Source organism: Streptomyces sp. NPDC002888 (assembly GCF_042888465.1).
Lineage (GTDB): Bacteria > Actinomycetota > Actinomycetes > Streptomycetales > Streptomycetaceae > Streptomyces.
Map to the genome: position 1 here is coordinate 290,952 of NZ_JBIAPU010000009.1, position 11,576 is coordinate 302,527.

Consider the following 11,576-nt stretch of genomic DNA (forward strand, 5'->3'; position numbering starts at 1 on the left):
GGCAGGGGGCAGCCCTTGTCGGGGCTGCCCCCTGGCCCCCTAGTTCTTCAACGCCGCTTCCATCGTCGCCTTGGCCACCGGCGCGGCCAGCCCGTTGCCGCTGACCTCCGACCGAGCCGCGTTGGACTGCTCCACCATCACCGCCACGGCGACCTCCTTGTCGCCGGCCTTCGCATACGACGTGAACCATGCGTACGGCGTCTGGCTGTTGTTCTCGCCGTGCTGCGCCGTACCGGTCTTGCCGCCCACCGTCGCTCCGGAGATCTGGGCGTTCGTCCCGGTGCCCTTGTCCACGACCGTCTGCATCGCGGACTGCAACTGCTCGGCGGTCGAGGAGCTGAGGATCTCGTCCGTGCTCGTGTCGTCGTCGTAGTTCTTCAGGACGTCACCACCGCCGTCGGTGATCTGCGACACCATGTGCGGCGAGACCAGCTTGCCGCCGTTGGCTATCGCCGCCGACACCATCGCCATCTGCAGCGGGGTCGCGGTGACGTCGAACTGGCCGATGCCCGTCAGCGCCGTCCCCGCCTTGTCCATGTCGGAGGGGTACACACTCGTATAGGCCCGTACCGGCACGTCCTGCGCGTCGTTGTTGAAGCCGAACTTGTCGGCCATCGCCTTCACCTTGTCCTGCCCCAGGTCGACGGCCATCTTGGCGAAGACGTTGTTGCACGAGTACTGCAGCGCGGTGCGGATCGAGGCGTTGGCGCAGGGGGCGTTGGGGTTCTCGTTCGACAGGTCCTTGGTGGAGCCCGGCAGCCGGAACGGATCGGGGCTGTCCGTCTTCTCGTCCACCGACGAGTACAGATCGTCCTCCAGCGCGGCCGCCGCCACGACCAGCTTGAACGTCGACCCAGGCGGCAGCGGCTGCCGCAGCGCGCGGTTGGTCAGCGGCTTCTCCGGGTCCTTGGTGAGTTTCTTCCAGGCCACACCCGCGGTGTTGGCGTCGGTGAGCGACGACGGGTCGTACGACGGCGTCGACACGGCCGCGAGGATCTTGCCGGTCTTGGGGTCGATGGCGACGGCCGCGCCCTTCTTGTCGCCGAGCGCGTCGTACGCCGCCTTCTGCACGTCCGGGTCGATCGTGGTGATCACGTTGCCCGGGTCGGCCCGCTCGTTGGTGACCGTGTCCATCACGGTCTTCAGGCGGCTGTCCGTGCCGTTGAGCAGGTCGGCGTAGATGCCCTCCAACTGCGTGGGGGCGTACGCCTGCGAGGCATAGCCCGTCACCGCCGAGTAGAGCGGGCCGTTCGTGTATGTGCGCTTGTATGCGAGGTCGCTGCCCCCCGTCCGTTCCGAGCCGGTGACGGATTTGCCGGCCACGATGATGTTCCCCAGCGGCCCCGCGTACGTCTCGATCGCGTTGCGCCGGTTGTCCTTGTCGTCCGCGAGGGCCGTGCCGTCGTAGAACTGCACCCATGTGGCCCTGACCAGCAGCGCGAACACGAGGAGCAGCGCGAAGACGGACGCTCGCCTGATCGTCTTGTTCATCCCGGTCATAAAGACGTTCGACGTTGAGTGGATCGTTCCCATCCGCCCGGATTTCTCATCTGGCGTTCATGAAACCTGCCTCGTACGCCGCGATGACCGCCTGGGTGCGGTCGCGGGTGCCGGTCTTCGCCAGGACCGCCGCCACGTGTGTCTTCACGGTGGCCGGGCCGACGTCCATGCGACGGGCGATCTCCGCGTTGGTGAGCCCGCCGGCCAGGTGCCGCAGCACCTCGCTCTCGCGGCCGGTGAGCCTCCCCACCCAGGCCGGGGGCGCGGCGTTCACGCGCGCGTGCTCGGCGGCCAGCGCCCGCACCGCCGACGGGAACAGCAGGCTGTCGGTGCGCGCGACCAGCCGTACGGCCTGGACCAGCGCGTCGGCGTCGGCCCGTTTGAGCAGGAACCCGGCGGCTCCGGCACGCAGGGCGTCGTAGACGTAGGAGTCGTTCTCGAAGGTGGTGACGACGACGATCCGGGGCGGCTCGGGGAGGGTGGCGAGGATCTGCTCGGTGGCGCGGATGCCGTCGATCTCCGGCATGCGGACGTCCATGAGGACCACGTCGGGCGTCAACTCCCGCACCACGGAAACGGCCTCGGCGCCGGTGGCCGCCTCGCCGACCACCTCCAGGTCGGGCTCGGCGGAGAGGATGGCGCGCAGGGCGGTGCGGACCATGCGCTCGTCGTCGGCGAGGACGACCCGGATCGCTCGTACGGTCACGCCGGTCCCTTCGTCGTTCGTGCGGTCACGCCGGTCCCTTCGTCGTTCGTGCGGTCACGCTGGCCCCTTCGTCGTTCGTGCGGTCACGCTGGCCCCTTCGTCGTTCGTGCTCTCACGAGGTCCCTTCATCGGCAGGCGTACGTGCAGCCGCCACGTCCCGTTCGTCGGCCCCGCCTCCGCCGTGCCGCCCAGCAGCCGGGCCCGGTCCGCGATGCCGCGCAGGCCGTGGCCGCCGCCGGGGCGGGAGGGGGCGGTGCCGTTGAGGGGGTTCTCGACGGCGATCTCCAGGTGCTCGTCGGCGACATCGATCCGCAGGTCCACGGTGACCTGGTCGCCCGCGTGCCTCAGGGCGTTGCTCAGCCCCTCCTGGACGATGCGGTAGGCCTCGCGGGACAGCAGCGGCGGCAGCGACTCGGGGGCCGTCCCGACGGTGGCCGTCACACGCGGTCCGCCCGCGCGGGTACGGCGCAGCAGGCCGTCGAGGTCGGCGGCGAGGGTGGGCGCCGGGGCCGTACCGGGAGCGTCGCCGTCCCGCAACACTCCCAGCACCGCGTCGAGTTCGCCCACCGTGCGCCGGGTGGTGTCCTCGATCGCAGCGAGGGCCTCACGCACGAACTCCGGGTCGCTGTCGAGGACCCGGCGGGCCGCGCTCGCCTGGAGGGTCACGGCACTCAGGGCGTGGCCGACGGAGTCGTGCAGCTCGCGGGCGAGCCGGTTGCGTACGGCGAGGTCGGCGGCGCGTGCCTCGGCGGCGGCGAGCCGGTCCTCCGGGGTGGGCCCGAGCAGCGCGGGCGCCCAGCGGGCGAGCAGCGCACCGCAGCCGGCGGCGCACCCGGCGAGGGCGACGAGCATCGCGGAGCCCGCGACCGGCGCGAGGGCCAACGCCCAGGGGTTGTCGAGGACTTCGGGCAGGCCGAGCCGGGTGTCGCGCAGAGCCGCGGCGACGGGCAGCACGATCAGGACGGCCGCGAAGGGCGGCACGGCCAGCGACATCCCCGAGACGACGCCGCCGAACCCGAGGTGCAGCGTGAACCAGGCCGCCGTACGCCCCTTCGCGGCCCGGGTGCGGGTCGGGCCGTGGGCGAGGACGCCGGGGTCGATGCCGCACAGGGCACGGGCGGCGCCGGCCTCCAGCGGCCGGGTCATCGGGAACAGGGCGGCGGTCACGGCGGCGAGCGGCAGCCCGGCCGCGAAGGAGGCGAGTTGGAGCGGGAAGGAGCCGAAGACGTTCTGCTCGCCGGTCGCCGGGCCGATGACGACCTCGCCGACGAAGACGTACGGCATCGCGAGGGCGCCGCCGAGGATCAGATGGATCCAGCGACGCCGGGCCCGCCGCCCGAACAGCAGCCGCGCGAATCCGCTCATGCCACCGGTCGCCCGGGACCGGTCCGGCGGGTCAGGCCCGAAAGACGCAGCGGCTGCCCAGCACCAGCCCCCGCACCCGCGGCAGGCCCTGCCGGACGGGACCCCGCGGCCCCGCCCGAGCGCTCCGCGAAGTGGTAGGCGACGACGGCGACCGCGCGCAGCAACCGACGAGGGCGACCGAGGGGGAGGGACTGTGCCATGTGTCCAGGCCGACGGGGCGCCGACGGCCGCACCTCCTGCACCATGACGATCCCGCTCCGCCGCACGGGGGAGACAGACATCACCCCTCCAGCGTCAGCACGACCTCGTCGATCTCCTCGCCCCGCGCGTTCGCGAAGCCCCTGGCCGTCACGCTCACGCGGAAGCCGCACTTCTGCAGGACGCGCAGCGAGGCCTCGTTGTCGGCGGCCGCGCGGGCGTACAGCGGGCGTTCGGGCACCTCGGTCAGCAACTCCCGCAGCGCGGCCGTCGCCACGCCCCGCCCCCAGTACGCGCGGTCCACCCAGTAGGTCACCTCGCGCTCGCCCGGCTCCCCGTACACCGCCGCGTTGCCGACCACGTCACCGTCCGCCAGGACGGTCCGCGCGATGTCGTCCGACGACCGGATCCGCTTCCAGAGGGCGTCGAAGGCGTCCCGGTCGGTGGGATCCTCGACGGTGAAGGCCGCCATCCGCATGGACTCCGGGTCGTTCATCTGCCGGAAGAACACCGGCAGGTCGCTGTCGTGGACCTCTCGTAGTACTACCTGCACCGTTCAGAGCCTCCGGGTCGCCAACGTCAGTCGGTCACGTGCGTCGAACAGGGCGTCCTTCACCATCTGCTCGTGGGCGGGCGTGAGTCTCGCCACCGGCACCGAGCAACTGATCGCGTCGCGCGCCGGGGTGCGGTACGGGATCGCCACCCCGAAGCAGCGCAGACCCAGCGTGTTCTCCTCGCGGTCCACGGAAAAGCCCTGCTCCCGCACCTGGTGCAGCTCCTCGATGAGCTTCTCCCGGTCCGTGATGGTGTGCTCTGTGAGGGCCGGCAGCGTCTCCGGCAGCATCTTGCGGACCTGTTCGTCGGAGTAGGTGCTCAGCAGCGCCTTGCCCAGCGAGGTCGAGTGCGCGGGCAGGCGACGGCCGACGCGGGTGAAGGGGCGCAGGTAGTGCTGCGACTGGCGAGTGGCGAGGTAGACGACGTTCGTGCCGTCCAGACGGGCCAGGTGGATCGTCTCCGTCGTGTCGTCCGAGAGCCGGTCCAGCGTCGGGCGGGCCGCCGCGACCACCTCGTCGCCGTCGATGTACGAGGTGCCGACGAGCAGCGCCCGTACGCCGATGCCGTACCGTGTGCCCGTCGCGTCCGTCTCCACCCAGCCCAGCTCCACCAGCGTGCGCAGCAGCATGTAGAGGCTGGACTTGGGATACCCGACGGCCTCCTGGACCGACGCTAGGGAGTGCATACCGGGGCGGCCGGCGAAGTACTCGAGCAGCTCAACCGTCCGCACCGCGGACTTGACCTGCGCCCCGCCCCCCGTCTCGCCTGCCGACATCGCCCTTGACCCCTTCGTTCGACGGGAAATAGTCTCCAAGCACATCATTCACCATCAGAGACAGCGTTCAGTATATCGAACGACCCTGGTGGTGACGTAAGTACTGCGGCATTACATGTGGAGGGACCGTCGGTGGCAGCAGCACCAGTCTGGAGTGTCGACCCCCGTACCGGGAAGCAGCGTGAACAGGTTGCGGTGGAGGCCACAGCCCAGGAGGTGGACGCCACCGTCCGCGCCGCGTACGACACGCGCGGCGCGCTCGTCGACCGCGCCGTCCGCGCCGCCTTCCTGCGCAGCGCGGCGGACCAGCTCGAAGCCGCCAAGGACCACCTCGTCGAGGTCGCCGACGCCGAGACCGCGCTCGGCCCGGTCCGGCTGAACGGCGAGCTCGCCCGCACCTGCTACCAGCTGCGGGCCTTCGCCGACATCGTCGACGAGGGTGCCTTCCTCGACGTCGTCATCAACCACCCCGACGCCACCGCGACCCCGCCCATCCCGGACCTGCGCCGCTACAAGGTGCCGCTGGGCGTCGTCGCCGTCTACTCGGCGTCCAACTTCCCCTTCGCCTTCTCGGTCGCCGGCGGTGACACCGCGAGCGCGCTGGCCGCGGGCTCCCCGGTCGTCGTCAAGGCCCACCCCGACCACCCGGCCCTGTCCGAGCTGGTCGCCAGCGTGCTGCGCCGGGCCGCCGCCGCGCACGACATCCCCGCGGGCGTCGTGGGCCTGGTGCACGGCTTCGAGGCGGGCATCGAGCTCATCAAGCACCCGCTGATCGCCGCAGCGGGCTTCACCGGGTCGGTACGCGGTGGCCGGGCGCTGTTCGACGCCGCGGCGGCCCGTCCGACCCCGATCCCCTTCCACGGCGAGCTCGGCTCCCTCAACCCCGTCGTCATCACCGAGGCGGCCGCCGCCGAGCGGCCGGAGGCGATCGGCCAGGGTCTCGCCGGGTCGATGACGCTGGGCGTCGGCCAGTTCTGTGTGAAGCCGGGACTGGTGCTCGTGCCGTCCGGCGAGGCCGGTGACGGCCTGGTCAAGTCGCTGACGGACGCCGTCAGTGACACCGACGCCGGGGTTCTCCTCGATCACCGTATGCGGGACAACTTCGTCGCCGGGGTCGCCGAGCGCGCGGAGCTCTCCGACGTCGAGACGCCGGTGACCCCGGGCTCGGGCGGCGAGCACACCGTCAGCGCCGGATTCCTCACGGTTCCGGCGGAGAAGCTGGCGGCGGAAGGTGAGCACGACCTTCTGCTCGAGGAGTGCTTCGGGCCTGTCACGGTCGTCGTCCGGTACGAGGACGAGGCTCAGGCCAAGAGCGTCCTGGACCGGCTGCCCGGCAACCTCACCGCGACCGTGCACCTGTCCGCCGACGAGGTGGCGGGGAAGGGGCGTGGGGCGGAGATCCTCGCGGAGCTGACGCCGCTGGCCGGGCGTGTACTGGTGAACGGGTGGCCGACGGGTGTCGCTGTGGCGCAGGCCCAGCATCACGGTGGGCCGTACCCGGCGACCACGTCCACGTCGACGTCGGTGGGTGGCACCGCTATCGAGCGGTGGCTGCGGCCGGTTGTGTACCAGGGGGCGCCTGAGGCTTTGCTGCCGGTGGAGCTGCGGGATGACAACCCCCTGGGGCTGCCTCGCAGGTTCAACGGTCAGCTGGAGCGATAGCGCCGTAGGGGCGCGGTGGGATTGCGGGCTGCCGGTCTGTGGCTTGTCGCGCCCACACGGCGGAGCCGCATATCGATACAGCCCCGCGCCCCTGGGTACGTACACCTAGCCTGGGACTATTGGTTGATGGACTTCGAACTCTCCGAACTGCCTTTCCCGCTCCGTACTTACGGGCCCGACGGCCACTGGTCCTACGAGGACGGGGTGCTCAGCGGGTGGGCCGGGGCCCGGCAGGATCGGTTTGTGCCGCCCACGGGGGAGGGGCTGGAGAGTGCCTCCGACGCGCCGCGGCTTCTCGGGGCGCCCGAAGGGGACTTCCAGCTGATCGCTCGGGTCACGGTGGGGTTCGCCGCGGCGTTCGATGCGGGCGTGCTGTACGTGCATGTCGGGGAGCGGGCCTGGGCGAAGTTCTGTCTGGAGTACTCCCCGGATGTGCCCACGGTGTGCACGGTGGTCACCCGGGGGCACTCCGACGATGCCAACTCCTTCACCGTGGACGGGAGCTCGGTCTGGCTGCGGGTCAGCCGGACCGGGCGGGCCTTCGCGTTCCATGCCTCGCGGGACGGGGAGCGCTGGATCTTCGTGCGGCTGTTCACGCTGGGCGAGGAGAAGGAGACGGGGGCGGCGCTGGTCGGCTTCCTGGCGCAGTCGCCGATGGGGGAGGGGTGTGTGGTCACGTACGACCACATAGAGTTCCGGCCTACCTGGCCGAACGACCTGAGAGACGGAAGCTGAGGAGCCAGGTCAGCCCGAACAGGGCCGCGGCGATGGCCAGGCACACGTGCATGCCCGAGACGAAGTCGTGGGAGACCAGCACCCCGAAGACGGCGATGCCCAGGCCGCCGGCCACCTGGCGGGCCGCGTTGAGGACCCCCGCCGCGAGACCGGCGCGCTCACCGGGCACCGCGTCCATCATCAGCGTCGTCAGCGGCGGCACGGTCAGCGCGCAGCCCAGGGCCAGCGGGACGAACAGCGCGGCCAGCAGGCCGGGAGACGTGTCGGCGTCGACGTAGAGCAGGGCGAGCAGGCCCGCGGCGGCGAGGCCCTGGCCCAGGAGCAGCGGCAGGCGCGGGCCGTGGCGGCCGGCCAGCTTGCCCGACAGCACGTTGGTCACGCCGATCAGGCCCGTCATCGGCAGGAACATCAGCCCGGCGTTCAGCGCGGAGCGGCCCTGCACCTGCTGGAAGAAGAGCGAGAAGACGAACACCACGCCGTAGAAGGCCACGCTGCACGCGGCGCCCGCCGCGACCGCCACGGTCACCTCCCGGCTGCGGAACAGGTCCAGCGGTACCACCGGGTGCGCCTGCCGCGCCTCGATCCGCAGGAACGCCACCGCGGCCACACCGGCCACTGCGGCGGCAGCCCAGCCCGCCGTGCCGCCCTCGATCACCGCGAAGGCGAGGGCGGTGAGGGCCAGCGCGGCCGTCATCTGGCCGGGCAGGTCCAGGGGCGCCGGGCGGCGCTCGGAGCGGGGCGCGCGCAGCAGCAGGGCGAGAGCCACGGCGCCCAGGGGCAGGTTGATGAAGAAGATGCCCCGCCAGTCCCAGGCCGTCGTCAGCGCGCCGCCCGCCACCGGTCCCAGTGCCACCGCCACCGAGCCGCCCGCCGCCCACGCGGCCACCGCCCGGGCCCGGCGGGCCGGATCCGTGTACGCCTGCCGCACCAGCGCCAGTGACGCGGGGAGGACGACGGCCGCCGCGAGACCCTGCACCGTGCGTGCCGCGATCAGCGTCGGCAGGCTCGGTGCGAGGCCGCAGGCCGCCGAGGCGAGCGTGAAGAGCGCGATGCCGATCGCGTACGCGCGGCTCGCCCCGGCCCGGTCCGAGAAGGCGCCCGTGGACAGCATCAAGGACGCGAAGGCGAGTGTGTACGCGTCCACCACCCACTGCAGGCCGGCCATTCCGCCGCCCAGCGCGGAGCCGATGGACGGCAGGGCCACGTTCACCACGGATGCGTCGAGGGTGATCAGGGCGAAGCCCAGGAGGGCGGCGGTGAGGGTGAGGACGGGGGAGGAACCCGACCGGCGTTTCCCGTCGGCCAGTTGCTTGCTCTCCGTGATGGGATCCGTTGTCATGCCTCCGTGCCGGGGATCATCGGCTGCGCACTCCCCCCACCGTAGCGCCGTCGTCCCTCGCCGCGCCGGTTCGGCCGGCTCGGAACCGGGGCCGCCCAGGTCACGTCATCGGTTGCATGATCAGTGAGCGAATGACCGGCAGCCGGTTGATCCGCAGCGTCCTGCCCGCCGAGGCGGAGACCGTCGCCGCGCTGCACGCGCGGGCCCGCGCCACGTACTATCCGGACGGCCTCCCGGACGACGGCACCGACTGGGTGGCCGCCTGGCGCGCGGCCGTCGAGCGGCCCGGCAGCCATGTGCTGTGCGTCGTCGAGCGGGGCCGCATCGTCGGCCTCGCCTCCTTCCGCACCCCGGAGGGCGCCCCCGCTGACACCGTCAAGCTGTTCCAGTTCCACGTCGACCCCGACCACTGGCGCGGCGGCATCGGTACGGCCCTGCACGCGGCCTGCGTGGAGCAGTGGCGGGCCGACGGCCGGCGCAGCGCCGTCCTCGACGTGCACGTCGACAACCGGCGGGCCCAGGCCTTCTACGCCGGCCGGGGCTGGGAACCCGACCCGGAGAATCCGCCCGCCGAGGGGGACCACCACCTCTACCTGCGCTACGAGGTGTCGGGGACCGGGGAATGAAGGCGGCTGCTTGAACGTTCATACACCCGGCGGAGGGAGTCTCCGCACCCGTACGACCCTGGAGAGCCGACACCATGCGCGTCGAGATCTGGAGCGACATCGCCTGTCCCTGGTGCTACGTGGGCAAGGCCCGCTTCGAGAAGGCGCTCGAGGCCTTCCCGCACCGCGACGACGTCGAGGTGGTGCACCGCTCCTTCGAGCTGGACCCGGGCCGCGCCAAGGGCGACATCCAGCCCGTGCTCACCATGCTCACCAGGAAGTACGGCATGAGCGAGGCGCAGGCCCAGGCCGGTGAGGACAACCTGGGCGCGCAGGCCGCCGCCGAGGGCCTCGACTACCGCACCCGGGACCGCGACCACGGCAACACCTTCGACATACACCGCCTGCTGCACCTCGCCAAGGAGCAGGGCAGGCAGGACGAGCTGATCCAGATCCTGTACCGGGCCAACTTCGCCGAGGAGCGGTCCCTCTTCTCCGAGGGCGACGAACGGCTCGTGGAGCTGGCCGTCGAGGCCGGTCTCGACGCCGAGGACGCCCGCAAGGTGCTCGCCGACCCGGACGCCTACGCCGAGGAGGTCCGCGCCGACGAGCGCGAGGCGGCCCAGCTCGGCGCCACCGGCGTGCCGTTCTTCGTCCTCGACCGCCAGTACGGCGTCTCCGGCGCCCAGCCCGCCGAGGTCTTCGCCCAGGCACTCACCCAGGCGTGGGGCGAGCGCTCGCCGCTGAAGCTGCTCGACGAGGGCGGCGCCGAGGCGTGCGGTCCGGACGGGTGCGCGGTGCCGCAGCAGGGCTGAGCCGGCTCGGCCGACGAAAGGCGCAGGTCGGCGGGGATCCATAAGGGTTCGTTGGGGAAATCACGCAGAAATCCGCAATGGACTACTAGGTTCACGGGGCCCACAGTGGATTCATGGAGACCTTCGAGACCCTCGTCCGCACCGAGTTCGACCCGAAGACCACCTACCTCAACACCGCGAGCAACGGCCTGCTCCCGGCCCGTACCATCACCGCCCTGCACGAGGCGGCGCTGCTGCGGGCCGAGGGCAGGCCACTGACCGAGCTGTACGAGGACGTGGAGGCCTGCCGGGCCGCGTACGCCCGGCTCGCCGGTGTCCCGGCCACGCGGGTGGCAGCCGGCGCCTCGGTCGCCGCGCACACGGGGGTCATCGCGGCCTCGCTGCCCGCGGGCGCCGAAGTCCTCACCGCGGAGGACGACTTCACCTCCGTGCTGAACCCGTTCCACGTCCGCGGCGACCTCAAGGTCCGCACGGTGCCGCTGGAACGGATCGCCGAGTCCGTCCGCCCCGGCACGGCGCTCGTCGCGGTCAGCGCCGCCCAGTCCGCGGACGGGCGGATCGCCGACCTGCCCGCCCTGCGCGAGGCGGCACGGACGCACGGGGCGCGCACCTACGTCGACTTCTCCCAGGCCGCCGGGTGGCTGCCGATGGACGCCGACGCGTACGACTACACCGCCTCCGTCTCCTTCAAGTGGCTGCTCGGCCCGCACGGCGCGGCCTTCCTGGTGGTCCCGGAGGACTTCGGCGGGCTGTCGCCCGTCCTCGCGGGCTGGGTCGCGGCCGAGCGGCCGTGGGACAGCTGCTACGGGCCCGTGGCCGAACTCGCCCACTCCGCCCGGCGGTTCGACCTCACCCACGCCCTGTTCACCTTCGCGGGGCTGCGTCGCTCCCTCGATCTGATCGAGGAACTCGGCGTCGCCGCCGTCCACGCCCACGACGTGGCCCTCGCCGACCGGTTCCGGGCCGGGCTCGCGGCACTCGGCCATGAGCCCGTGCCCGCTCCCGGCTCGGCGATCGTCTCCGTGCCCGGACTGGGCCACCGGCAGCCCGAGTTGAGCGAAGCGGACATCCAGGTCTCCAACCGCGCGGGCTACCTGCGTGCCGCCTTCCACCTGTACAACACGCCCGCGGACGTGGACCGTCTGCTGGACGTGCTGTCCGGCTGAACACCCGGGTGACACACGGGTGCGGGGGGGGGGGGGGGGGGGGGGGGGGGGGGGGGCGGCCGCCCCGCCGCCCCCCCCCCCCCCCCCCCCCCCCGGGCCCCGGGGGGGGGGGGGCGGGGGGCGGGGGGGGCGCGGCCGCACGCCCGACGGCCCGC

General features: G+C 72.3%; 11 protein-coding genes. 5 read left to right on the forward strand and 6 right to left on the reverse strand.

Annotated features, from left to right (window positions below; all coding sequences use genetic code 11):
• Nucleotides 1-39 precede the first annotated feature (39 nt).
• From ACFYWX_RS17655 to ACFYWX_RS17675, 5 genes are all read right to left on the reverse strand, one after another.
• The gene (locus ACFYWX_RS17655; protein ID WP_389424936.1) at nucleotides 40-1,491 is read right to left on the reverse strand and encodes a peptidoglycan D,D-transpeptidase FtsI family protein; all 1,452 of its coding nucleotides are present in this window, start codon (nucleotides 1,489-1,491) and stop codon (nucleotides 40-42) included.
• A gap of 55 nt (nucleotides 1,492-1,546) precedes the next feature.
• Nucleotides 1,547-2,206: a response regulator gene (locus ACFYWX_RS17660; protein WP_389424937.1), complete on the reverse strand. Its 660-nt coding sequence runs from the start codon at nucleotides 2,204-2,206 to the stop codon at nucleotides 1,547-1,549.
• A gap of 54 nt (nucleotides 2,207-2,260) precedes the next feature.
• Complete coding sequence (locus ACFYWX_RS17665) at nucleotides 2,261-3,571, reverse strand: sensor histidine kinase (protein WP_389424938.1); 1,311 nt, start codon at nucleotides 3,569-3,571, stop codon at nucleotides 2,261-2,263.
• Nucleotides 3,572-3,851: 280 nt separating this feature from the next.
• Nucleotides 3,852-4,322, reverse strand: a complete 471-nt coding sequence (locus ACFYWX_RS17670; protein WP_389424939.1) for a GNAT family N-acetyltransferase — start codon at nucleotides 4,320-4,322, stop codon at nucleotides 3,852-3,854.
• A gap of 3 nt (nucleotides 4,323-4,325) precedes the next feature.
• Nucleotides 4,326-5,099, reverse strand: a complete 774-nt coding sequence (locus tag ACFYWX_RS17675; protein WP_389424940.1) for an IclR family transcriptional regulator — start codon at nucleotides 5,097-5,099, stop codon at nucleotides 4,326-4,328.
• A gap of 132 nt (nucleotides 5,100-5,231) precedes the next feature.
• Between ACFYWX_RS17675 and ACFYWX_RS17680 the strand changes: the two genes are divergently transcribed.
• Entirely contained in the window at nucleotides 5,232-6,761 is a 1,530-nt protein-coding gene (locus tag ACFYWX_RS17680) for an aldehyde dehydrogenase (NADP(+)) (protein ID WP_389424941.1), read from the forward strand.
• Nucleotides 6,762-6,887: 126 nt separating this feature from the next.
• Nucleotides 6,888-7,496: a DUF1349 domain-containing protein gene (locus ACFYWX_RS17685; RefSeq protein WP_389424942.1), complete on the forward strand. Its 609-nt coding sequence runs from the start codon at nucleotides 6,888-6,890 to the stop codon at nucleotides 7,494-7,496.
• Here ACFYWX_RS17685 and ACFYWX_RS17690 read toward each other — a convergent pair.
• Nucleotides 7,462-8,835, reverse strand: a complete 1,374-nt coding sequence (locus ACFYWX_RS17690) for an MFS transporter (protein WP_389424943.1) — start codon at nucleotides 8,833-8,835, stop codon at nucleotides 7,462-7,464. The genes ACFYWX_RS17685 and ACFYWX_RS17690 overlap by 35 nt on opposite strands.
• Before the next feature lie 116 nt (nucleotides 8,836-8,951).
• Between ACFYWX_RS17690 and ACFYWX_RS17695 the strand changes: the two genes are divergently transcribed.
• From ACFYWX_RS17695 to ACFYWX_RS17705, 3 genes are all read left to right on the forward strand, one after another.
• Nucleotides 8,952-9,461, forward strand: coding sequence for a GNAT family N-acetyltransferase (locus ACFYWX_RS17695; RefSeq protein ID WP_389424944.1), 510 nt, complete (start codon nucleotides 8,952-8,954; stop codon nucleotides 9,459-9,461).
• A 74-nt stretch (nucleotides 9,462-9,535) separates the two neighbouring features.
• Entirely contained in the window at nucleotides 9,536-10,255 is a 720-nt protein-coding gene (locus tag ACFYWX_RS17700; RefSeq protein WP_389424945.1) for a DsbA family oxidoreductase, read from the forward strand.
• A 113-nt stretch (nucleotides 10,256-10,368) separates the two neighbouring features.
• On the forward strand, nucleotides 10,369-11,421 hold the full coding sequence (locus tag ACFYWX_RS17705; RefSeq protein WP_389424946.1) for an aminotransferase class V-fold PLP-dependent enzyme: 1,053 nt from the start codon (nucleotides 10,369-10,371) through the stop codon (nucleotides 11,419-11,421).
• Nucleotides 11,422-11,576: the final 155 nt, after the last annotated feature.

What these genes read in the sequence shown, in the direction of transcription:
- ACFYWX_RS17685 (WP_389424942.1), top strand. Translation starts at nt 6,888, where the DNA reads ATGGACTTCGAACTCTCCGAACTGCCTTTCCCGCTCCGTACTTACGGG.
- ACFYWX_RS17665 (WP_389424938.1), bottom strand. Translation starts at nt 3,571, where the DNA reads ATGAGCGGATTCGCGCGGCTGCTGTTCGGGCGGCGGGCCCGGCGTCGC.
- ACFYWX_RS17655 (WP_389424936.1), bottom strand. Translation starts at nt 1,491, where the DNA reads ATGAACAAGACGATCAGGCGAGCGTCCGTCTTCGCGCTGCTCCTCGTG.
- ACFYWX_RS17675 (WP_389424940.1), bottom strand. Translation starts at nt 5,099, where the DNA reads ATGTCGGCAGGCGAGACGGGGGGCGGGGCGCAGGTCAAGTCCGCGGTG.
- ACFYWX_RS17690 (WP_389424943.1), bottom strand. Translation starts at nt 8,835, where the DNA reads ATGACAACGGATCCCATCACGGAGAGCAAGCAACTGGCCGACGGGAAA.
- ACFYWX_RS17700 (WP_389424945.1), top strand. Translation starts at nt 9,536, where the DNA reads ATGCGCGTCGAGATCTGGAGCGACATCGCCTGTCCCTGGTGCTACGTG.
- ACFYWX_RS17705 (WP_389424946.1), top strand. Translation starts at nt 10,369, where the DNA reads ATGGAGACCTTCGAGACCCTCGTCCGCACCGAGTTCGACCCGAAGACC.
- ACFYWX_RS17695 (WP_389424944.1), top strand. Translation starts at nt 8,952, where the DNA reads ATGATCAGTGAGCGAATGACCGGCAGCCGGTTGATCCGCAGCGTCCTG.